Raw genomic sequence first — 21591 nt, forward strand, 5'->3', positions numbered from 1 at the left:
ACCGCCCCACCCGCCCCCGCCCCGTCACCGACGCAAGCCACCCCGACCCCGAAGGACGGCCGTCATGCGCCCACTCACCCCGCTCGCCGCTCTGGCGGCCCTCGCCGCCCTCGCCACCGTCACCGCCTGCGGCGGCAGCCCGGCCGCGGACACGGCCGCGGGCGGGGACGGCGGCCCGAAGGGGGCGAAGGGAACGGTCACCGTCCGGATCCCCGACCCCGGCAACTCCGGCGTCCTCGCCCTCGGCAAGAAGGACGGCAGCCTCGACGAGGCCCTCGCCGCCGTCGGCGCCAAGGTGGCCTGGACCGGCAGCGCCGGCCCCTTCGCCCCCGCCGCCCAGGCGATGAACGCCGACCAGCTCGACATCGCCACCGGCTCGATCACCTCCGGCATCACCTCCCTCTCCCAGAGCCCCGGCTTCGCCTTCTTCACCGCGACCGACCCCGACCCCGTCGGCGAGGGCATCCTCGTCCGCGAGGGCTCCGACATCGCCTCCGTGAAGGACCTCGTCGGCCGCAAGGTCGCCGTCAACAAGGGCGGCACCGGCGAGTACCTCCTCCTCAAGGCCCTCGCCGGAGCCGGCATCCCCGCCGACGAGGTCGAGCGCGTCTACCTCCGCCCCGACCAGACCGCCGCCGTCTTCAACGCCGGCCAGGTCGACGCCTGGGCCGTCTGGTCCACCTACGCCGTCGCCGAGATCGGCTCGGGCAAGGCCCGCTTCCTCGCCGACGGAACCGCCATCGGATCCGACAACTACAGCCTGAACGCGGTCCGTTCGAAGTTCGCCGAGGAGCACCCCGAGATCGTCAAGGCCCTCTACGCCTACCTCCACGAGAACAGCGCCAAGGAGAGGAAGGACCCGGCCGCCTACCTCAACGTCTTCACCGACGCCGGCCCCACCGCCGTCAACGGCAAGGCCAAGGAGGTCCAGATCGCCTTCACCGCCAAGGCGGGCACCGTCGACCCGATCGGACCCGAGGACGTCAAGCGCTTCGAGACCGTCGCCCGCTTCTACGCCGACCAGAAGGTCACGCCGAACAAGGTCGACATCGCCGCCCACCTCCTCGACGTGGAGAAGCTGTCGTGACGGCCCCGGCCACCGGCGCGAAGCCCCCGACCGGGAAGCTCCGGGGGAGCGGGACCGAAGGGGACGCCTCCGGGCTCGTCGCCCCCCGCCCGCCCGTCCACCGCGCCCGCTCCCGCACGTATGCCCTCACCGTCCGCGCCCTCGGCCCGGTCGCCCTCCTCGCCCTCTGGTGGGCCTCCTCCGCCACCGGGCTCCTCACCCCCGACGTGCTCGCCTCGCCCGCCCAAGTCGTCGGAGCGGTAGGAGAGTTGTGGGGCAACGGGCAGCTGCCCGACGCGCTCGCCACCTCCCTCACCCGCTCGGGCATCGGGCTCGTCATCGGCCTCGCCGCCGGGCTCACCCTCGGCATCACCACCGGCTTCACCCGGCTCGGCGACGAACTCCTCGACTCCTCCCTCCAGACCCTGCGCACCATCCCCTTCCTCTCCCTCGTCCCCCTCTTCATGGTCTGGTTCGGGATCAACGAGACCGCGAAGATCCTGCTCATCGCGGTCGCCACCACCTTCCCGATGTACGTCTCCACCACCGGCGGCGTCCGCAACACCGACCGCAAGCTCGTCGAGGCCATGCGCAGCTTCGGCCTCGGCCGGCTCGCGATCGTCCGCCAGGTCGTCCTGCCCGGCGCCCTGCCCTCGCTCCTCGCCGGACTGCGGCTCTCCATGACGCTGAGCGTCATCGCGCTCATCGCCGCCGAGGAGATCAACGCCACCGCGGGCATCGGCTATCTGATGTCCCAGGCCCAGAGCTACGCCCGCACCGACGTCCTCGCCGTCTGCATCCTCGTCTACGGTCTGCTCGGCCTCACCGCCGACGTCCTCGTCCGGGGCCTGGAGCGGGTCCTCATGCCCTGGCGCACGGCCGGCCCCGGGGGAGGAGCCCGATGACCGCGCCCACCACCGGGACCGGAGGAACGGCGGTACGGGTACGGGGCCTGCGCCGGGTCTTCGGCACCCGCGCGGTCCTCGACGGCCTCGACCTCACCCTGGCGCGCGGCGAGTTCCTCGCCCTGCTCGGGGCGAGCGGCAGCGGCAAGACGACCCTGCTCCGCATCCTCGGCGCCCTCGACGGCGCCGACGGGGGAGAGGCCCTCGTCCCCGCCGCCCGCACGATCGTCTTCCAGGAGCCCCGGCTCATCCCCTCCAAGAAGGTCCTCGCCAACGTGACCGTCGGCCTCCCGCGCGGCGCCGCGACCCGGGAGACCGGTCTGCGGGCCCTCGCGGAGGTCGGCCTCGAACGGCACGCCGACGCCTGGCCCGCCACCCTCTCCGGCGGCGAGGCCCAGCGGGTCGCGCTCGCCCGGGCCCTGGTCAGGGAGCCCGAACTACTGCTCCTGGACGAGCCGTTCGCCGCCCTCGACGCGCTGACCCGGCTCCGGATGCAGGACCTGGTCGGCGAGCTGCGCCGGATCCACCGGCCCGCCGTCCTGCTCGTCACCCACGACGTCGACGAGGCCGTGCGCCTCGCGGACCGGGTCGCCGTCCTGCGCGACGGCCGGCTCGTCACCGACGAACCCGTCGCCGTCGACCACCCCCGCGACCCCGGAGATCCGGCCTTCGTCGCCCTCCGCCGCCGCCTCCTCGCGGACCTCGGGGTCCACGCCCCCGAGGAAGCGCCCGCCCCGAACCCCGTCACCGTCCCGTCCGAAGAGTCCTTCGAAGGAGCGCCCGCATGACCGTCGTCATCGGTGTCCACCGCAGCAACCCCTCCCTCTACCACCTCTCCCGCCTCGGCTACGCCGAGCAGGAGCTCGCCGCCTTCGGCGAGACCGTGGCCTGGCACCCGTACACCGACGGCGTCCGCACCGGCGCGCACCTCGCCGACGGCACCATCGACTTCGGCGGCACCGGCTCCACCCCGCCCGTCACCGCGCAGGCCGCCGGCCACGACATCGTCTACGTCGCCGTCTCGGCGCCCCGCCCCGACCACGGCGCCCTCCTCGTCCTTGAGGACAGCCCGGTCCGCACCGTCGCCGACCTCAAGGGCGGCACCGTCCACCTCGCCGTCGGCTCCTGGCAGACCCACCTCGTCGCCAAGGCCCTGGACGACGCGGGCCTGTCGTACGCCACCGACGTCACCGCCGTGCGCGGCGACTCCGGCAGCGAGGAGAAGCTGCGCTCCGGCGAGATCACCGCCTGGGTCGCCCAGGGCGCCGAACTGGCCGCCGCCCGCCGCACCGGCGGCCTGCGCGTCCTCGTCCCCACCGGCGAGGTCATCAGCGACCGGTCCGTCTTCTTCACCCGCCGCGACCTGGCCGAGGAGCGGCCCGAGGTGGTCGAGGCGCTCGTCCGGGCCCTGCGCCGGGCCGACGAGTGGGCCGCCGCCCACCCGCGCGAGGCCGCCGAGATCGCCGCCGCCGACCAGGGCGGCACGGTGGACGACTGGGAGACCGCCCTGCGCGCCCTGCCCTGGACGATCGAGGAGGTCGGCGAGGAGTTCGTCGCGGAGCAGCAGCGGGCGGCGGACGTCTTCCACCGCACCGGATTCGTCGACCGCGCGATCACCGTCGCGGACGCGCTGCCCCGGAAGGCCTGATCCCGTGACCACCCAGGAACCGAACCCCCGGGCCCCCGAAGTCCTCTGGTACATCATCCCGCGCGAAGGCGCCTACCCGTGGGAGCCGGAGGGCCGCCGCCCCGTCGACCTCGGCTACCTCCAGCAGCTCGCCGGAACGGTCGAACGCCTCGGCTACACCGGGGCGTTGCTCGCCACCGACCTCTACGACGTGTGGCCGCTCGGCTCCGCGCTCGCGGCCTCCACCAGCACCCGCTTCAAGCCCCTCCTGGCCGTCCACCCCGGCCTGATCTCCCCCACCCTGCTGGCCAAGACGGCGCTCACCTTCGACAACCTCTTCGGCGGCCGGCTCCGCTTCAACGTCGTCAACGGCTCGACCGCCTCCCTGCGCGAGTACGGCCTGCACGTCGAGCACGACGAGCGGTACGAACTGAGCGCCGAGTACTGGTCGATCGTGAAGCGGCTCACGGCGGGGGAGGTCTTCGACCACAAGGGGCGCTTCTACGACCTCAGGAACGCGGGCGCCTCCTTCCGCGACCTGCGCCCGGTCCAGGAGCCGCACGTCCCGCTCTGGTTCGGCGGCTCCTCGGCCCCCGGCATCGAGATGGCCGCCGAACACGTCGACGTCTACCTCACCTGGGGCGAACCGCCGCACCTCCTCAAGGAGAAGCTCGACCACGTACGGGCCAGGGCCGCCGCCCACGGACGCACCCTCCGCATCGGCCTGCGCCTCCACCTCATCGTCCGCGACACCGAGGACGAGGCCTGGGCCGCCGCCGACCGGCTCCTCGACGTCACCAGCGAGGCGACGTACGCCCGGCAGCTCGGCGAGCGTGCGGGGGAGGACGGCGTCGGCTGGCAGCGCCAGTTCCGCCAGCACGGCGGCCGGGTCCCGGCCCGCGCCCGCGAACTGGAGACCCACCCCAACCTCTGGCCCGGCATGAGCCTCTTCCGCCCCGGCCCCGGCACGGCGGTCGTCGGCTCCACCTCCCAGGTCGTCGAACGCCTCCAGGAATACCGCGACCTGGGCGTCGACACCTTCATCCTCTCCGGCAACCCCCTCCTGGAGGAGGCCTACCGAGTGGCCGAGACGGTCCTGCCGGCCCTGGGGGTCACGCGCTGAGGTCGAAGACGCCCCACTCGGTGAGGGGGCCGTACCCGACGTAGATCCTGCTCCCCCGGGCGGCGACCCGGCGGCGGCCGACGGGGCCGCCCTCCGGGCGGGTGAGCAGGGCGACGTCCCTCCGTTCCACGGAGCTCCCGGTCATCTCCCCGTGGACGATCCGGCCGTGGTCGAGGAAGGCGACCCGCTCGCCGTGGACGGCCAGGGAGTCGGCGCCTCTCACGATGCCGGCCCGTCTCCTCACGTCCTGGCCGGGCCTGATCTCCAGGAGCGGGAAATCGACGTACGGGCAGGCCCAGACGCCGGTGCCGGACACGTTCAGGGCGTAGCAGTCCGTGATCCACCCGGCGCCGGGATCGTCCTCGGACGCCCACAGCAGTTCACCCGTCGCGCTCCAGCGGCGGATGCCCAGGGGATTCTCGTCGAAGTGTCCGACCCACAGGTCGCCGGCCTCGTCCGCGAGCAGGTGCTCGATCGCGTCCCCGACGGAGAAGGCCGCGTACTCGCGCCCGAGCGTGTTGAAGACCTGCACCTGGCTCGTGTCGTCGCCCCCGTCGCTCCGGGACGAGGCGACGACGAACCTGCCGTCCGGCAGTCGGTCCAGTTTGGGCCACCGGGCCCGTACGGCGCTCAGTTCCATGGTCTCGACGGCCCCGTCGGCCACGGACACGACCAGGGCGTCGTACGGGTCCGCGTCGGCCCCGCGCTCGGCAAGCAGCCAGTGGGCGGCGCCGAACGCGTCGACGGTACTGCCCAGGACGTGGCGGTCGTGGTGCGCGCGGGGCAGACGGGCGTGAGGGGTGAGGGCGATCTCGTGCACGGGCTCTCCGGGTGGGCGGTCGCGGGGTGCGGTCGGGCGCTGCGGGGAGCGGGGCCCGGTGGCGCGCGAGCGCGGGAGAGCGGAGCGGGGCGCCTAGGCGGCATGGCCCTTTCTGGTCGTCACACGGTGATCCTCGTCCATGCGGGGCCACCTGACAAATCCTTTCGGCGCGCCGCATTGATCGAACGTTGATGGCTCGTTTACGACGCTCCGGCACGGTGTACGACATGCAGACCGACACGAGCGTACTGACCGCACCGGAGCCCGACATGAGCTGGCAGGAGAACGCGCTCTGCGCCCAGGCCGGCCCGGAGTTCTTCTTTCCGGCACCCGGCTCCTCCACCCGCGAGGCGAAGCAGCTCTGCGGGGCCTGTGAGGGGCGGGTGGCGTGCCTGGAGTACGCCCTCGCGCACGACGAGCGGTTCGGCGTGTGGGGCGGGCTCTCGGAGAAGGAGCGGTTCCGGCTGAAGCGCAACCGGGGCTGACCGCGCGCGGCGGGAGCGTCCGCCGCGCGGTGGTCCGGCGTCGTGGGGCGGTCCGGACGGGGTGTCCGGGCGGTCAGCCCGCCGCGCGGGCCGCCAGCCGGGCCTTGCGGGCCGCGAGCTTCTCGTCGAACTTGCTCGCCTCGCTGTTCAGACCGTTCATGTACAGGCCCAGTTCCTCCTGGGCGCGCAGCCCCTCCGGCCCCAGGCCGTCGATCTGGAGGACCTTGAGGAAGCGCAGCACGGGCTGGAGCACGTCGTCGTGGTGGATGCGCATGTTGTAGATCTCGCCGATCGCCATCTGCGCCGCCGCCCGCTCGAAGCCCGGCATCCCGTGCCCGGGCATCCGGAAGCCGACCACGACGTCCCGCACGGCCTGCATGGTCAGGTCGGGGGCGATCTCGAAGGCCGCGCCCAGCAGGTTGCGGTAGAAGACCATGTGCAGGTTCTCGTCGGTGGCGATGCGGGCGAGCATCCGGTCGCAGACCGGGTCGCCGGACTGGTGGCCGGTGTTGCGGTGCGAGATGCGGGTGGCCAGCTCCTGGAAGGCGACGTACGCCACGGAGTGCAGCATCGAGTGCCGGTTGTCGGACTCGAAGCCCTCGCTCATGTGCGCCATCCGGAACTGCTCCAGCTTGTCCGGGTCCACCGCGCGCGAGGCCAGCAGGTAGTCGCGCATCACGATGCCGTGCCGGCCCTCCTCGGCGGTCCAGCGGTGCACCCAGGTGCCCCAGGCGCCGTCGCGGCCGAAGAGGCTGGCGATCTCGTGGTGGTAGCTCGGCAGGTTGTCCTCGGTGAGCAGGTTGACCACGAGGGCGATCTTCCCGATCTCGGTCACCTTGGACTGCTTCGGGTCCCAGGCCTCGCCGTCCTCGAAGAAGCCCGGGAAGTTCCGGCCGTCGGACCACGGCACGTACTCGTGCGGCATCCAGTCCTTGGTGACCTTCAGGTGCCGGTTGAGCTCCTTCTCCACGACCTCTTCCAGGGCGTAGAGCAACCGGGCGTCGGTCCACTCTGCCGAGCTGCCGAGGTGGGGAGAGGTGAGCGTCAAGGGGAACTCCTGGGGACGGAGAAGGACATACGGGCGTACCTACGAATCCGTAGGTTACGAAACCGTAGGTTAAGGCTCCGTAAGGCGTCCACCAACCCCGCCCCCGGCATCGCCCGGTCACGCTCCGTCATGCTCCCTGGTCGAGCCGGTTTCCGGAGACGCAGGTCACGTCCGGTGCGGCGCCCGCCGGACACCCCGCCGACTACACGGCGCGAGCGTCCGGCGGCGCTGGGTGCGCGCCCCCGGGGCGTCCGGGCGCGCGGCCGTCAGGACCGGTCGGCGGCCACCTCCCGGACCTCCTCGGCGGTCGTCGGCCGCAGCTCGCCGTCGAGCAGCAGCCAGCGGGTGATCCCGAGCGACTCCAGGAACGCCACGTCGTGGCTCGCCACGACCAGCGCCCCCTCGTAGGCGTCGAGGGCCTCCGTCAGCTTCCGCACCGACGCCATGTCCAGGTTGTTGGTCGGCTCGTCCAGCATCAGCAGCTGCGGGGCCGGCTCCGCGAGGAGCAGCGCCGCGAGCGTCGCCCGGAACCGCTCCCCGCCCGAGAGGGTGCCCACGGCCCGGTCGGCCCGCGCCCCCCGGAACAGGAACCGCGCGAGCCGGGCCCTGATCGCGTTCGCCGTCGCGGCGGGCGCGAAGCGGGCCACGTTCTCCACCACGCTCAGCCCGTCGTCCAGGACGTCGAGCCGCTGCGGCAGGAAGCGCAGCGGCACCCGCGCGTCCACCTCTCCGGCCAGCGGCTCCAGCTCCCCGGCGATCGTCCGGAGCAGCGTCGTCTTCCCGGCGCCGTTCCGCCCGACCAGCGCGATCCGCTCCGGGCCGCGCAGCTCGAACGCGCCCCCGACGCGGGCCCCGTAGCACAGTTCCAGGTCCCGCAGGTGCAGCACCTCGCGGCCCGGCGGCACCGAGGTGCGCGGCAGCTCGACCCGGATCTCGTCGTCGTCCCGCACCGCCTCCACCGCCGCGTCCAGCCGCTCCCGGGCCTCCGAGAGGCGCTCGGCGTGGAGCGTGCGCTGCTTGCCGGCCGTGACCTGGGCGCTGCGCTTCTGGCTGTTGGCCACCAGCTTGGAGGCGACTTTGTTCTCGAAGCTCTTCTGCCCGTACCGCTTCCGGCGCGCCAACTTCATCTGGGTGTCGGCCAGTTCCCGCTTCTGCCGCTGGACGTCGGCCTCGGCGACCCGCACCATCCGCTCCGCCGCCTCCTGTTCGGCGGCGAGCGCCGCCTCGTAGTCCGACCAGGAGCCGCCGTACCAGGCGACCTCGCCGTCCCGCAGATCGGCGATCTGGTCGACCCGCTCCAGGAGTTCGCGGTCGTGGCTGACCACGACCAGCACCCCGGACCACTTCTCCACGGCCTCGTAGAGGCGCGCGCGGGCGTGCAGGTCCAGGTTGTTGGTCGGCTCGTCGAGCAGCAGGACGTCGGGCCGGGCGAGCAGCAGCGCGGCGAGGCGCAGCAGGACGGACTCGCCGCCCGAGACCTCGCCGACGGTCCGGTCCAGGCCGATGCCGTCCAGGCCGAGCTGGTCGAGGGCGGCCCGGGCCCGCTCCTCGACGTCCCAGTCGTCGGCGAGGACGGCGAAGTGCTCCTCGGCCGCATCGCCCGCCTCGATGGCGTGCAGGGCGGCCCGCTTCGCGTCGATGCCGAGGATCTCGTCGACCCGGCGCGTGGTGTCCAGGACCAGGTTCTGCGGCAGGTGGCCGAGTTCGCCGGTGACCCGGACCGTGCCGGAGGAGGGCGTCAGCTCGCCCGCGAGCAGCTTGAGGAGCGTGGACTTGCCGGAGCCGTTGAGCCCGACGAGACCGGTGCGGCCGGGGCCGACCGCGAGCCGGAGGTCGTCGAAGACCTCGGTGCCGTCCGGCCACGAGAAGGAGAGCGAGGAACAGGTGAGGAAAGTGGGGTGATGCGCCATGAAGGCCTCCGGTTGCGCGAGCGCGGGCGTGAAGAGATGCAACGCGTGGAGACACCGGGGCGCGGGCTGTGGGAAGACGGCTCGTACGCCGAGGTCGAGAACGGCACACGCGGCACAGGGGGCACGCGCGGCGCGGTGTCTCGCAACCTCAGACGAGCAACGTCCTTCTCCGATCGGGTGACGACAAGGTCGATGCCGACGATACGAGCCCGACCGGGAGGGCGGCAAACGATTTAACGGACGGTCCGGCGGCGAGGGGTCACGGGCGCTCGCGGAACAGCTCGGTCAGGTCCTGGTCCCAGTCCAGGTACTGGTGCTCGCGCCCCTCCGGCACCAGGTGCTGCGAGCGCTCCAGGAAGCGGCGCAGCTCCGAGGTCCGGACGTGGACCATGGCCACCCCCTCCGGGGCGTGGAACTCGACCACGGTCCGGTCGTAGCCGTACGGGCGCAGCCGCACGTCCCCGACCCCGGCCGGGCGTTCGACGCCCTGGACGAGCAGTTCGCGCGCGAAGGCCCAGGAGACCTCGACGCCCTCCAGGGTCGCGGGCGGGGGGAAGGCCATGCTGACGGCGTACGGATCCTCGCGGTCGTACCGCAGGGTGGCGGGGACGGTCTCCATCCGGGGAGCGGATGCGACCAGACGGGCCTGGACGGCCTGCTCGATGACGGCGGACAAGACCGGCTCCTCTCGCGCGGGTTTCGGATCCTGTGCGTCTCCCCGACACCGGGGCTCCTGACACCCGGGAAGACGGGAGAGACGGCCGGAACGTGCACTCCGGATCCACGTGAGCTGCGTCACCGGGCCCGGGGGAAGGGCGTCCGGGCAGGTCGGGGCCTTTCCGCCGCGTCCCGACTCTGGCCGGAAAGTTGTCGGGCCGATTCGGCGCAAGGGTCGGAAAGGTCGTGGTACAGCCGGAATGCGGAGGCCCGCGACCGGTACCGGCCGCTCGCGCGGAGGCACCCTGGACGGCGGACGGGCGGGGGCACTAGCTTCCGGCGCCATGACGTCCATGGGGAAGACGAGACGAACGATGTCGGCGGGACTGGTCGGGGCGGCGCTCGCGCTGACCCTGGCCGTCCCGGCGCGGGCCGGGGCGACCCCCACGGCGGCGACCGACGGACAGCACGCGCGGACGGTCGCGCCGACGGGGGAGGAACGGCTCGCGCCGGCGACGGACCGGCCGCTCGCGCCGGCGGCTGAGAGCCGGCTCGTACCGGCGGCGAACCTGCCACTGGTGACGGCGACGGCTACGGATGCGCGGTCCGCGTCGTCCGCCGACCGAGACCTCCCGCCGACGACCGGCCGGGACTCCGCACCGGCGGCCGACCGACAGCTCGCGCTCGCGGCCGACCGGCACCTCCCGTCCGTGCTCGGCTGGCGGCTCGCGCCGACCGGTACCGACGCCCGTTTCCGGGGGCTCGCGGCGGTCGACCGCCGCACCGCCTGGGCCGCGGGATCCAAGGGCACGGTGCTGCGGACCACCGACGGGGGCCGGAGCTGGCGGAACGTGTCCCCGCCCGGCGCGGAGGGGCTGGAGTTCCGCGACGTCGAGGCCTTCGACGCCCGCCGGGCCGTCGTCCTCGCCATCGGGGAGGGCGAGGCCTCGCGGGTGCTGCGCACCGAGGACGGCGGCGCCACCTGGACCGAGTCCTTCCGCAACACCGACCCGCGCGCCTTCTACGACTGCATGACCTTCTTCGACCCCCGCAACGGCCTCGCCATGAGCGACCCGGTCGACGGCAGGTACCGCGTCCTCTCCACCCGCGACGGCGGCCGGTCCTGGCGGGTCCTGCCGGACGCGGGGATGCCGGAGGCGCTCCCCGGCGAGGCGGGGTTCGCGGCGAGCGGCCAGTGCCTGGTGTCGGCAGGATCCCGGGACGTGTGGCTGGCGACGGGCGGCGCGGCCACCGCGCGCGTGCTGCACTCCGCCGACCGGGGCCTGACCTGGACCGCCACCGCGTCCCCGATCCCGGCCGGGGACCCGGCCCGGGGCGTCTTCGGACTCGCCTTCCGCGACCGTACGCACGGCATCGCGGTCGGCGGCGACTACCGCAAGGACCAGCCGTCCCCCGAGGCCGCCGCCGTCACCGCCGACGCGGGCCGCACCTGGCGCCCCTCGGCCGCGCCGCCGCCCGCCTACCGCTCGGGCGTCGCCTGGCTCCCGTACGGCAGGACGGCCGCGCTCGCCGTCGGCCCCACCGGCACGGACCTCACCACCGACGGCGGCCGCACCTGGCGCACGGTCGACACCGGCTCGTACGACACGGTCGACTGCACCCCGGACGGCTCCTGTTGGGCCTCCGGCGAACAGGGCCGGATCGCACGCCTGGGCCTCCGCTAGGGGGCCGGGAGGCTAGGAGGCCGGGAGACTAGGAGGGCAGCCGGTCCCGGTACGGGGCGAGCCCGTCGACCGTCTTGGTCGCGTAGAACTCCGTGATCCGGTACGCGCACACGCCCTCGGTGCTGAACGGGTCGGCCGCCGCGATCCTCTCGATCTCCGCGCGGTCGACCCCGGCGGCCAGGATCACCCCGCCGTCCCGGGGGTTCTTCCGCCCGGACGCGAGGAACACGCCGGCGGCGTACTGCGCGTCGAGCCACTCGACGTGCGCGTCGAGCAGCGCGTCCGCCCGCTCGACGGGGGCGGTGTAGGTCAATTCCAGTACGAACATGATCGCCAGGCTACCGGCCGCCCTCCGGCCCCGGGCGTCCGTTCCGGCCCTCGGAACGGGCGCCCGCCCGGCCGTAGGGTGGCCGCATCATGACGATCATCGAGATTCCGGCGGGCTGGCCCGCCGACGAGACCGCCGCCCTCGCCGTCCAGCGGGAGCTGAGGGGGCGGCTCGTACGGGACGAGGAGGGGCCGGCGGTCGGTGAGGGGCACGTCACGGGGCTCGACGTGGCCTACGACGACGAGCGGGACCTCGTCGCCGCCGCGGCCGTCGTGCTCGACGCGCGGACCCTGGAGGTCGTGGAGGAGGCGACGGCGGTCGGCCGGGTCTCGTTCCCGTACGTCCCCGGCCTCCTCGCCTTCCGGGAGGTCCCGACCGTGCTTGCCGCGCTCGACGCCCTGGGGGCCGACCCCGGCCTCCTGGTCTGCGACGGCTACGGGCTCGCCCACCCCCGCCGCTTCGGGCTCGCCAGCCACCTCGGCGTGCTCACCGGGCGGCCGTCCGTCGGCGTCGCCAAGAACCCCTTCGCCTTCGCCCACGAGCAGCCGGGGCCCGCGCGCGGCGACTCCTCCCCGCTGCTCGCCGACGGGGAGGAGGTGGGGCGGGCCGTGCGCACCCGGAGCCGGGTCAAGCCGGTCTTCGTCTCCGTCGGCCACCGGATCTCCCTCGCCCGCGCCTGCGCCCACACCCTCCACCTCGCCCCGCGCTACCGGCTCCCCGAGACCACCCGCCGCGCCGACTCCCTCTGCCGCCGCGCCCTCGCGGAGGCGCTCTCCGGGGCGCCCGGTGCCTTCTGAGTACGCGTACGGATACCGGCTCCCCGGACCGTCCGGCAGGGTGGGGGCCATGACGCCTCCCCCTCCCGTTCCGCAGCGTGCCGTCCCGCACGGCCCGGCCCCGACCCCCGCCGCCCCCGGGAGGCCCGCGTGATCGGAAGGCTGCGGTGCGTCGTCCTCGACTGCCCGGACGCGCACGAACTCGCCCTCTTCTACCAGCGGTTGATCGGCGGCGAGGTCGACGACCCCGATCCCCGGTGGACCGCCGGCGAGGGCTGTGTCGTCCTGCGCGGCGACGGCGGCCCCGTCCTCGCCTTCCAGAGCGTCCCGGGCCACCAGCCGCCCGTCTGGGGCGCGCCCGAGCAGCAGTTCCACTTCGACGTGCGGGTCGACGACCTGGCCGCCGCCGACGAGGCCGTCCTCGCCCTCGGAGCCGTACCGCTCGACGACGGGGGAGGCGACCCGGCCCGGCGCGTCTACGCGGACCCGGCCGGCCACCCCTTCCGCCTCGTACGGCCCTGAGGCGGCGGGCCCCCGCCCACCGGGGAGAATGGGTCACGGACCGTAAAGGCGGGGGATGAAGAAAGGGGGGGCGAACATGGACAGGACGTCACCGTTGTGGTGGTTGTTCGCCGTGATCACCGTGGCCGTGTATCTCGCTCTGATGTTTCCGGGCATGACGAACGGGCGGCAGAAGCTCTGGGTGTCGTGCGGCCCGGCGCTGTGCTTCGTGGCGGCCGCGACCTACAGCACCACCTACGACACGCCCCTGACCGGGCTGCTCCCCCTCTACTGCGGGGCGTTCCTGGGCATCGCCCTGGGCGTCGCCGGTCACCGGAAGGCGATGCGCGCCTTCATGACGTGGCGCGCGGAGAACCCGGGCAAGCCCGACGACGAGGGACCGGACGTCCCCTGGATGCTCCAGATGGCCTTCACGCTGCCGGTCTTCCTCGGCGGCGCGATCTGGTACGTGAGCGCCTACTGACCGGGACCCGCCGGGTGCCGCCCTCGCCCGTACGGAACGAGGGCGACACCCCCCAGGGCCTGTCCGGCGGATCATGGCCGGGGCCGCGACCCTGATCCGCCGGACAGGCCCTAGCCCCGGTGCGCCACCCGGAAGCGGATGCCCGCCTCCCGCAGGCGGGCGGTGAGGGCGTCGCCCATCGCGGTCGCCGTCGTCACCTGCCCGGCGGTCTTCGGCAGCGGGTCGAAGGCGAGGCAGAGCGCCGACTCGGCGAGCATCTTGGCCGTCTCGTCGTACCCCGGGTCGCCGCCCGACACCTCGGTGAAGACCCGCCGCCCGCCGCCCTCGCCCACGAACCGCACGGAGAACCAGCTGCGGGCCCGCCGCTCGGCCGACGGACCCTCCCCGGCCCGGTAACGCTCCATCAGCCAGCTCCGCACCGGCGGGAGTTGGGCCGCCGCCACGCCCGCGCCGACCGCCGCCGCGCCGCCGAGCGCCATCGGGAGGGTCTTCACGGAGGCGTAGTGCCGGTAGCGGAAGTCCGGCCCGTACCGGTCGAGGGCCGCCGCCGAACGCGCCACGACCTGCGGGTCGAGCGTCGGCAGCGGCAGCGCCCACGTGCCCGTCTCCCGGCTGAACCGGGGGCCGCCCAGCGGGGCCCGCGACCGGCGGCCCACCAACCGGGGCTCGTGCAGGCGCCGTTCGCGCGCGGCCCGCAGGACCTCCCGGCCCCGGCCGAGCGCGGTGAGCGCGGAGGCGAAGGTGCCGCCCGAGAAGGCCGCCCCGGCCCGTACGAAACCGTCCACCCGCAGCGGCACGCCCTCCGGCAGCTGCCCCACCGTGAAGTGCACGCCCAGGTCGTGCGGGATCGAGTCGAAGCCGCAGGCGTGCACGATCCGGGCGCCGGTCTCCCGGGCGCGCGCGTCGTGCCGCACGTACACGAGGTCCACGAACTCGGCCTCGCCCGTCAGGTCCAGATAGTCCGTTCCGGCCTCCGCGCAGGCGGCGACCAGCTCCTCGCCGTACCAGACGTACGGTCCGACCGTCGTCGCCACCACCCGGGCGGATTCGGCCAACTCCCGCAGCGAGGCCGGGTCGGCGGAGTCCGCCACGACCAGCGGCAGGTCCGCGAGGTGTGGCCGGGTCGCGGCCAGCCGGTCCCGCAGCGCCTCCAGCTTGCCGAGACCGCGTCCCGCGAGCGCCCAGCGGCACCCGTCGGGGGCGTGCTCGGCCAGATACTCCGCGGTCAGCCCGCCCACGAAACCGGTGGCCCCGAAGAGGACCACGTCGTACGGCCTGCCCCCGCGCTCCGGGCCCGCCCCCGCCCCGCTCGCCACGCCCGCCCCTGTGTCCATGCAGCCCCTCGTCTCGGCCGGACCGCGCCGCCGTGCGCGGTCGTCGTCGGCGGAGGATAGCGGAAGCCCTCCTCCGGATCTCCCGGGCCCTCGGATACCCCGGGCCCCCGGAAGCACGCGGGGCACCCGATCGGGGAACCTCTCCGGAATTTCCAAGCGCTTGCTCGGCCGGGGGGCTTGTGCCGAGTGGAACACGTTCCTAGCATCTCCGGTGTTACATCATTGGTGTCACACACTTCCGGGGGTTCGATGAGCACGACGCACACCGCCCGCACCGGCCCCCTCACCGGGCTGCGCGTGGTGGAACTGGCCGGCATCGGCCCCGGCCCCTTCGCCGCGATGCTGCTCGCCGACCTCGGCGCGGACGTCGTACGGGTCGACCGCCCCGGCGGCCCCGGGCTCGGCATCGACCCCGCCCGCGACCTCACCAACCGCAACAAGCGCTCGGTGCTCGTGGACCTCAAGGCGGCCGACGGCCCCGCGACCGTCCTCGACCTGGTCGAGCGCGCGGACGTCCTCGTCGAGGGCTACCGGCCCGGCGTGGCCGAGCGCCTCGGCATCGGCCCGGACGCCTGCCTCGCCCGCAACCCGCGCCTGGTCTACGGCCGGATGACCGGCTGGGGCCAGGACGGACCGCTCGCCCCGACCGCCGGGCACGACATCGGCTACATCGCGATCACCGGCGCCCTCGGCATGATCGGCCCGGACCCGGACGGCCCGCCGTCGATCCCGGCCAATCTGCTCGGGGACTACGCCGGAGGCTCGCTCTACCTGGTCATCGGCGTCCTCGCCGCCCTCCAGCACGCCCGCGCCCACGGCGAGGGCCAGGTCGTGGACGCCGCCATCGTCGACGGCACCGCCCACCTCACCACCATGATCCGGGGAATGCTGGCCGCCGGGAGCTGGCAGGACCGGCGCGGCACCAACCTCCTCGACGGCGGCTGCCCCTTCTACGGCGTGTACGCGACCTCCGACGGCGGCCACATGGCGGTCGGCGCCCTGGAGGAGCGGTTCTACGCCGACTTCGTCCGCCTCCTCGGGATCGGCGGGGAGGCCGCCGCCGGCCGCTACGACCTCGCCCGCTGGCCCGAACTGCGCGAGGCCGTCGCCAAGGCCTTCCTGGGCCGGACCCGGCAGGAGTGGACGGACGTCTTCGAGGGCTCCGACGCCTGCGTCGCCCCCGTCCTCTCCCTGGACGAGGCCCCGTCCCACCCGCACCTGGCCGCCCGCGGCACCTTCGCCGAGCACGCCGGGCAGGTCCAGCCGGCCCCCGCACCCCGTTTCTCCGTCACCCCCGGCACCCTGCGCACGGGCCCCGCCCTGCCCGGTGCCGACACCGCCGAGGTCGCCCGCGACTGGGCCGTACCCTCCCTGCACCCCCAGGAGACTTCCGCATGAAGCGCCGCATCTACACCGAGGACCACGAAGCCTTCCGGGCGGTCGTGCGCACCTTCCTGGAGAAGGAGGTGCTGCCCCACTACGAGCAGTGGGAGAAGGACGGCATCGTCTCCCGCGAGGCCTGGCTCGCCGCCGGACGGCAGGGCCTGCTCGGCATCGCCGTCGACGAGGAGTACGGCGGCGGCGGCAACCCCGACTTCCGCTACGGCGCCGTCCTGGCCGAGGAGTTCACCCGGGCCGGCACCCCCGGCCTCGCCCTCGGCCTGCACAACGACATCATCGGCCCCTACCTCACCTCCCTCGCCACCGACGAGCAGAAGCGGCGCTGGCTGCCCGGCTTCTGCTCCGGCGAGACCATCACCGCCATCGCCATGACCGAGCCGGGCGCGGGCTCCGACCTCCAGGGCATCCGCACCACCGCCGAGGACCGCGGCGACCACTGGATCCTCAACGGCTCCAAGACCTTCATCTCCAACGGCATCCTCGCCGACCTCGTGGTCGTCGTCGCCCGCACCACCCCCGAGGGCGGCGCCCACGGCCTCTCCCTGCTCGTCGTGGAGCGCGGCGCGGAGGGCTTCGAGCGCGGCCGCAACCTCGACAAGATCGGCCAGAAGTCCCAGGACACCGCCGAGCTGTTCTTCCACGACGTCCGCGTCCCCAAGGAGAACCTGCTCGGCGAGCTCAACGGCGCCTTCATCCACCTGATGACCAACCTCGCCCAGGAGCGGATGGCCATCGCCGTCGCCGGCATCGCCGCCGCCGAGCACCTCCTGGAGATCACCACCACCTACGTCAAGGAGCGCGAGGCCTTCGGCCGCCCGCTCTCCCGGCTCCAGCACATCCGCTTCGAGATCGCGGAGATGGCCACCGAGTGCGCCGTCACCCGGGCCTTCCTGGACCGCTGCATCGAGGAGCACGCGAACGGCGCGCTGGACGCCGTGGACGCCTCGATGGCCAAGTGGTGGGCGACCGAACTCCAGAAGAAGGTCGCCGACCGCTGCCTGCAACTGCACGGCGGATACGGCTACATGACGGAATTCCCGGTCGCCAGGGCCTACACCGACGGCCGCATCCAGACCATCTACGGCGGCACCACCGAGATCATGAAGGAGATCATCGGCCGTTCCCTCCTCGGCTGACCTCCTCCGCGACACCCCCGGCGCAACCCCTCCCACCCTCATCGCGAAAGGCTTCCCGTGAGCACCGAAGCGTACGTGTACGACGCGATCCGCACCCCGCGCGGTCGTGGCAAGGCCACCGGCTCCCTGCACGGCACCAAGCCGATCGACCTGGTCGTCGGCCTGATCAAGGAGATCCAGAGCCGCAACCCCGGCCTCGACCCGGCCGCCATCGACGACATCGTCCTCGGCGTCGTCGGCCCGGTCGGCGACCAGGGCTCCGACATCGCCCGCGTCTCCGCCATCGCCGCCGGACTTCCCGACACCGTCGCCGGCGTCCAGGAGAACCGCTTCTGCGCCTCCGGCCTCGAAGCGGTCAACATGGCCGCCATGAAGGTCCGCTCCGGCTGGGAGGACCTCGTCCTGGCCGGCGGCGTGGAGTCCATGTCCCGCGTGCCGATGGGCTCCGACGGCGGCGCCTGGTTCGCCGACCCGATGACCAACCTGGAGACCAACTTCGTCCCCCAGGGCATCGGCGCCGACCTCATCGCCACCATCGAGGGCTTCTCCCGCCGTGACGTCGACGAGTACGCGGCCCTCTCCCAGGAGCGCGCCGCCGCGGCCTGGAAGGACGGCCGGTTCGCCCGCTCCGTCGTCCCCGTCAAGGACCGCGCGGGCCTCACGGTCCTCGACCACGACGAGTTCCTGCGCCCCGGCACCACCGCCGACTCCCTGGCGAAGCTCAAGCCGTCCTTCGCGGACATCGGCGAGCTGGGCGGCTTCGACGCGGTCGCGCTGCAGAAGTACCACTGGATCGAGGAGATCGACCACGTCCACCACGCGGGCAACTCCTCCGGCATCGTGGACGGCGCCGCCCTCGTCGCCGTCGGCTCCAAGGAGGTCGGCGAGCGGTACGGCCTGACGCCCCGCGCCCGGATCGTCTCGGTCGCCGTCTCCGGCTCCGAGCCGACCATCATGCTCACCGGCCCGGCCCCGGCCGCCCGCAAGGCCCTGGCCAAGGCCGGTCTGACCATGGACGACATCGACCTGGTCGAGATCAACGAGGCCTTCGCCGCCGTCGTCCTGCGCTTCGTCAAGGACATGGGCACCTCGCTGGACAAGGTCAACGTCAACGGCGGCGCCATCGCGCTCGGCCACCCGCTCGGCGCCACCGGCGCGATGATCCTGGGCACCCTCGTGGACGAGCTGGAGCGGCAGGACAAGCGCTACGGCATGGCCACCCTGTGCGTCGGCGGCGGCATGGGCATCGCCACCGTCGTCGAGCGCGTCTGACCGTCCCGTCCGAACCCCTTCTTACGGAGAAGCATCAGTCATGAGCGAGAGCACCACCATCCGCTGGGAGCAGGACGAGACCGGGATCGTCACCCTCGTCCTGGACGACCCGAACCAGTCCGCCAACACCATGAACCAGGCCTTCCGGGCCTCGATCATCGCGATCGCCGACCGCGTGGAGGCCGAGAAGGACTCCATCCGGGGCATCATCTACACCTCGGCGAAGAAGACCTTCTTCGCCGGCGGCGACCTCAAGGACATGATCCAGGCGGGCCCCGAGCACGCCCAGGACATCTTCGAGGGCGCCCTGGAGATGAAGAAGGCCCTGCGCCGCATCGAGACCATCGGCAAGCCGGTCGTGGCCGCGATCAACGGCGCCGCGCTCGGCGGCGGCTACGAGATCGCCCTCGCCTCCCACCACCGGATCGCCCTCGACGCCTCCGGCTCCAAGATCGGCCTGCCCGAGGTCACCCTCGGCCTGCTGCCGGGCGGCGGCGGCGTCACCCGCACCGTGCGCCTGATGGGCATCACCGACGCCCTCCTCAAGGTGCTGCTCCAGGGCACCCAGTACAACCCCAAGCGGGCCCTGGACAACGGTCTGGTGCACGAGCTGGCGGCCACCCCCGAGGAGATGCTCGCGAAGGCCGTCGCCTTCATCGACACCCACCCCGAGTCGCAGCAGCCCTGGGACCTGCCCGGCCACAAGATCCCCGGCGGCACCCCCGCGCACCCGAAGTTCGCCGCCAACCTGCCGGCCTTCCCGGCCAACCTGCGCAAGCAGCTGAACGGCGCCCCCTACCCGGCGCCCGCCGCCATCATGGCCGCCGCCGTCGAGGGCTCCCAGGTCGACTTCGAGACCGCCTCCGTCATCGAGTCCCGCTACTTCACCGAGCTGGTCACCGGCCAGACGGCGAAGAACATGATCCAGGCGTTCTTCTTCGACCTCCAGGCCGTCAACTCCGGCGCCAGCCGCCCCAAGGGCATCGAGCCCCGCCGGGTCCGCAAGGTCGCCGTCCTCGGCGCCGGCATGATGGGCGCCGGCATCGCCTACTCCTGCGCCCGCGCCGGCATCGAGGTCGTCCTCAAGGACGTCTCCGCCGAGTCCGCCGCCAAGGGCAAGGCGTACTCCGAGAAGCTGTGCGCCAAGGCCGTCGCGCGCGGCCGCACCACCCAGGAGAAGGCCGACGCCCTCCTCGCCCGCATCACCCCCACCGCCGAGGTCGCCGACCTCGCGGGCTGCGACGCGGTCGTCGAGGCCGTCTTCGAGGACACCGGCCTCAAGCACAAGGTGTTCCAGGAGATCCAGGCCGTCGTGGAGCCCGACGCGCTGCTCTGCTCCAACACCTCCACCCTGCCGATCACCGTCCTCGCCGAGGGCGTGGAGCGCCAGGCCGACTTCATCGGCCTGCACTTCTTCTCGCCCGTCGACAAGATGCCGCTCGTGGAGATCATCAAGGGCGAGCGCACCAGCGACGAGACCCTGGCGCGGGCCTTCGACCTGGTCCGGCAGATCAACAAGACCCCGATCGTCGTCAACGACTCGCGCGGCTTCTTCACCTCGCGGGTGATCGGCCAGTTCCTCAACGAGGGCGTCGCCATGGTCGGCGAGGGCATCGAGCCCGCCTCGATCGAGCAGGCGGCGGCGCAGGCCGGCTACCCGGCCAAGATCCTCTCTCTGATGGACGAGCTGACCCTCACCCTGCCGCGCAAGATCCGCAACGAGACCAAGCGGGCCATCGAGGAGGCCGGCGGCGTCTGGGACACCCACCCGGGCGAGGCCGTGATCGACCGCATGGTCGACGAGTTCGGCCGCCCCGGCCGCAGCGGCGGCGCCGGCTTCTACGAGTACGACGAGAACGGCAAGCGCGGCAAGCTCTGGACCGGCCTGCGCGAGCACTTCACCAAGCCGGGGTACGAGATCCCCTTCCGCGACATGCAGGAGCGGATGTTGTTCTCCGAGGCCATCGACACCGTCCGCCTCCTGGAGGAGGGCGTCCTGACCTCGGTCGCCGACGCCAACATCGGCTCCATCATGGGCATCGGCTTCCCGGCCTGGAGCGGCGGCATCCTCCAGTACATCAACGGCTACGAGGGCGGGGTCGCCGGCTTCGTGGCCCGCGCCCGCGAGCTGGCGGAGACGTACGGCGAGCGCTTCGCCCCGCCGGCCCTCCTGGTGGAGAAGGCGGAGCGGGGCGAGGTCTTCACCGACGCCTGACCGGTCACGGACCGCGGAACGCCGTCCTCAGCTCCTCGCTCAGCGAGCGCTGGAAGGCCGTGACGAGGGCCTGGATCACCATCGGCTGCATGTGGGCCGAGAGCGACCTCATCGCTCTCAGGTGGTCCGGGTCCTCGCCGCTCTCCCGGTACGGGTTCCACACCTCCTCCCGGAAGAGCCGGGCCAGCTCCTGGGCGGCGGCCCGCGCGTGCTCCAGGAGCACCGTCCGGGAGGCGAGGATCGTCTCGTGCTCGATGGGCACGTCCAGCATCTCCACGCCGAGCCGCAGCAGCGACCCGTCGAGCCGGTACGTGTCGGCGTCGTCGGTCCGGTCGAGGACCCCCATCGCGGCGAGCCGGTCGACGTCCCGCTCGGCCAGCGCCCGCCCGGCCCGTCGCTCGAGCTCGCGCCGGGTGATCGACTCGGCGGACTCGGGCGCCCAGGAGGCCACCAGGGCCCGGTGGACCGCCAGGTCGCGGGCGCTGAGGTCGGGCGGCAGCTGCTCCAGGTACCGTTCGATCGCGGCGAGCGTCATGCCCTGCCGCTGGAGCTCCTCGATGAGCGCGAGCCGGGAGAGGTGCTCCGGCCCGTAGTGCCCCACCCGCCGGGCCCCGATGACGGGCGGCGGGAGGAGCCCCCGGGTCCCGTAGAACCGTACGGTCCGCACCGTCACCCCGGCCCGCGCGGCCAGCTCGTCGACGGTGTAGCTCGGTCCCCGCTCCACGTCACTCCCGACGTCCATCCGAGCCGCCTCGTTTCCCCAGCCGTCGGCCCGCGTGTCCGGACCGCTTGAACAGTATTGCTGTCTCACCAGCTGT

General features: G+C 73.3%; 21 protein-coding genes. 14 read left to right on the plus strand and 7 right to left on the minus strand.

Going from position 1 to position 21591, the window contains the following annotated elements; all coding sequences use genetic code 11:
• Positions 1 to 64: 64 nt before the first annotated feature.
• From ACIQVI_RS02340 to ACIQVI_RS02360, 5 genes are read left to right on the plus strand one after another with little or no spacing between them, the layout of a single operon-like run.
• The gene (locus tag ACIQVI_RS02340) at positions 65 to 1087 is read left to right on the plus strand and encodes an ABC transporter substrate-binding protein (protein WP_403590031.1); all 1023 of its coding nucleotides are present in this window, start codon (positions 65 to 67) and stop codon (positions 1085 to 1087) included.
• Complete coding sequence (locus ACIQVI_RS02345; protein ID WP_403590033.1) at positions 1084 to 1971, plus strand: ABC transporter permease; 888 nt, start codon at positions 1084 to 1086, stop codon at positions 1969 to 1971. The genes ACIQVI_RS02340 and ACIQVI_RS02345 overlap by 4 nt, the downstream gene beginning before the upstream one ends.
• On the plus strand, positions 1968 to 2759 hold the full coding sequence (locus ACIQVI_RS02350) for an ABC transporter ATP-binding protein (protein WP_351969864.1): 792 nt from the start codon (positions 1968 to 1970) through the stop codon (positions 2757 to 2759). The genes ACIQVI_RS02345 and ACIQVI_RS02350 overlap by 4 nt, the downstream gene beginning before the upstream one ends.
• Complete coding sequence (locus ACIQVI_RS02355) at positions 2756 to 3619, plus strand: ABC transporter substrate-binding protein (RefSeq protein WP_403590036.1); 864 nt, start codon at positions 2756 to 2758, stop codon at positions 3617 to 3619. The genes ACIQVI_RS02350 and ACIQVI_RS02355 overlap by 4 nt, the downstream gene beginning before the upstream one ends.
• Before the next feature lie 4 nt (positions 3620 to 3623).
• Positions 3624 to 4721 carry an LLM class flavin-dependent oxidoreductase gene (locus ACIQVI_RS02360; RefSeq protein ID WP_403590039.1) on the plus strand — a complete coding sequence of 366 codons (1098 nt, stop codon included), beginning with the start codon at positions 3624 to 3626 and terminating at the stop codon, positions 4719 to 4721.
• On the opposite strand, the gene ACIQVI_RS02365 is transcribed toward ACIQVI_RS02360, so the two are convergent.
• Positions 4711 to 5541, minus strand: coding sequence for a hypothetical protein (locus tag ACIQVI_RS02365; RefSeq protein ID WP_403590042.1), 831 nt, complete (start codon positions 5539 to 5541; stop codon positions 4711 to 4713). The two genes, ACIQVI_RS02360 and ACIQVI_RS02365, sit on opposite strands and share 11 nt — an antisense overlap.
• A gap of 227 nt (positions 5542 to 5768) precedes the next feature.
• Here ACIQVI_RS02365 and ACIQVI_RS02370 point away from each other — a divergent pair, with 227 nt between their 5' ends.
• Positions 5769 to 6026 carry a WhiB family transcriptional regulator gene (locus ACIQVI_RS02370; RefSeq protein WP_062756753.1) on the plus strand — a complete coding sequence of 86 codons (258 nt, stop codon included), beginning with the start codon at positions 5769 to 5771 and terminating at the stop codon, positions 6024 to 6026.
• Positions 6027 to 6099: 73 nt separating this feature from the next.
• Here the strand turns inward: ACIQVI_RS02370 and ACIQVI_RS02375 are convergent, their stop codons facing one another.
• From ACIQVI_RS02375 to ACIQVI_RS02385, 3 genes are all read right to left on the minus strand, one after another.
• Positions 6100 to 7074 carry an acyl-ACP desaturase gene (locus ACIQVI_RS02375; protein WP_351969868.1) on the minus strand — a complete coding sequence of 325 codons (975 nt, stop codon included), beginning with the start codon at positions 7072 to 7074 and terminating at the stop codon, positions 6100 to 6102.
• A gap of 266 nt (positions 7075 to 7340) precedes the next feature.
• A complete protein-coding gene (locus tag ACIQVI_RS02380; protein ID WP_403590046.1) occupies positions 7341 to 8984 on the minus strand; it encodes an ABC-F family ATP-binding cassette domain-containing protein in 1644 nt (547 codons plus the stop codon).
• Positions 8985 to 9243: 259 nt separating this feature from the next.
• Positions 9244 to 9660 carry an SsgA family sporulation/cell division regulator gene (locus tag ACIQVI_RS02385; protein WP_121829748.1) on the minus strand — a complete coding sequence of 139 codons (417 nt, stop codon included), beginning with the start codon at positions 9658 to 9660 and terminating at the stop codon, positions 9244 to 9246.
• Between the two features lie 559 nt (positions 9661 to 10219).
• Here ACIQVI_RS02385 and ACIQVI_RS02390 point away from each other — a divergent pair.
• Positions 10220 to 11326 carry a WD40/YVTN/BNR-like repeat-containing protein gene (locus tag ACIQVI_RS02390; protein WP_403592203.1) on the plus strand — a complete coding sequence of 369 codons (1107 nt, stop codon included), beginning with the start codon at positions 10220 to 10222 and terminating at the stop codon, positions 11324 to 11326.
• Positions 11327 to 11354: 28 nt separating this feature from the next.
• Here ACIQVI_RS02390 and ACIQVI_RS02395 read toward each other — a convergent pair whose 3' ends face one another.
• Positions 11355 to 11654 carry a YciI family protein gene (locus tag ACIQVI_RS02395; RefSeq protein WP_351969870.1) on the minus strand — a complete coding sequence of 100 codons (300 nt, stop codon included), beginning with the start codon at positions 11652 to 11654 and terminating at the stop codon, positions 11355 to 11357.
• An 89-nt stretch (positions 11655 to 11743) separates the two neighbouring features.
• Between ACIQVI_RS02395 and ACIQVI_RS02400 the strand changes: the two genes are divergently transcribed.
• From ACIQVI_RS02400 to ACIQVI_RS02410, 3 genes are all read left to right on the plus strand, one after another.
• On the plus strand, positions 11744 to 12451 hold the full coding sequence (locus ACIQVI_RS02400) for an endonuclease V (RefSeq protein ID WP_403590050.1): 708 nt from the start codon (positions 11744 to 11746) through the stop codon (positions 12449 to 12451).
• A gap of 129 nt (positions 12452 to 12580) precedes the next feature.
• Positions 12581 to 12952, plus strand: a complete 372-nt coding sequence (locus ACIQVI_RS02405) for a VOC family protein (protein ID WP_351969872.1) — start codon at positions 12581 to 12583, stop codon at positions 12950 to 12952.
• A gap of 154 nt (positions 12953 to 13106) precedes the next feature.
• Positions 13107 to 13415, plus strand: a complete 309-nt coding sequence (locus tag ACIQVI_RS02410) for a hypothetical protein (RefSeq protein WP_403590055.1) — start codon at positions 13107 to 13109, stop codon at positions 13413 to 13415.
• Between the two features lie 110 nt (positions 13416 to 13525).
• On the opposite strand, the gene ACIQVI_RS02415 is transcribed toward ACIQVI_RS02410, so the two are convergent.
• Positions 13526 to 14749 carry a saccharopine dehydrogenase family protein gene (locus ACIQVI_RS02415; protein WP_403590059.1) on the minus strand — a complete coding sequence of 408 codons (1224 nt, stop codon included), beginning with the start codon at positions 14747 to 14749 and terminating at the stop codon, positions 13526 to 13528.
• 249 nt (positions 14750 to 14998) lie between these two features.
• Here ACIQVI_RS02415 and ACIQVI_RS02420 point away from each other — a divergent pair, with 249 nt between their 5' ends.
• Genes ACIQVI_RS02420 through ACIQVI_RS02435 form a run of 4 tightly spaced genes read left to right on the plus strand, consistent with a single transcriptional unit; the run spans position 14999 to position 20773 of the window.
• On the plus strand, positions 14999 to 16147 hold the full coding sequence (locus ACIQVI_RS02420; protein WP_351969875.1) for a CaiB/BaiF CoA-transferase family protein: 1149 nt from the start codon (positions 14999 to 15001) through the stop codon (positions 16145 to 16147).
• The gene (locus ACIQVI_RS02425; RefSeq protein ID WP_121829754.1) at positions 16144 to 17286 is read left to right on the plus strand and encodes an acyl-CoA dehydrogenase family protein; all 1143 of its coding nucleotides are present in this window, start codon (positions 16144 to 16146) and stop codon (positions 17284 to 17286) included. The genes ACIQVI_RS02420 and ACIQVI_RS02425 overlap by 4 nt, the downstream gene beginning before the upstream one ends.
• Before the next feature lie 57 nt (positions 17287 to 17343).
• Entirely contained in the window at positions 17344 to 18558 is a 1215-nt protein-coding gene (locus tag ACIQVI_RS02430; RefSeq protein ID WP_121829755.1) for an acetyl-CoA C-acetyltransferase, read from the plus strand.
• Between the two features lie 40 nt (positions 18559 to 18598).
• Entirely contained in the window at positions 18599 to 20773 is a 2175-nt protein-coding gene (locus tag ACIQVI_RS02435) for a 3-hydroxyacyl-CoA dehydrogenase NAD-binding domain-containing protein (RefSeq protein WP_351969876.1), read from the plus strand.
• A gap of 4 nt (positions 20774 to 20777) precedes the next feature.
• On the opposite strand, the gene ACIQVI_RS02440 is transcribed toward ACIQVI_RS02435, so the two are convergent.
• Positions 20778 to 21515, minus strand: a complete 738-nt coding sequence (locus tag ACIQVI_RS02440; RefSeq protein WP_351969877.1) for a MerR family transcriptional regulator — start codon at positions 21513 to 21515, stop codon at positions 20778 to 20780.
• Between the last annotated feature and the right edge of the window lie 76 nt (positions 21516 to 21591).

It is taken from the genome of Streptomyces sp. NPDC098101, assembly GCF_044760185.1.
In the GTDB taxonomy this organism is placed as follows: Bacteria; Actinomycetota; Actinomycetes; order Streptomycetales; family Streptomycetaceae; genus Streptomyces.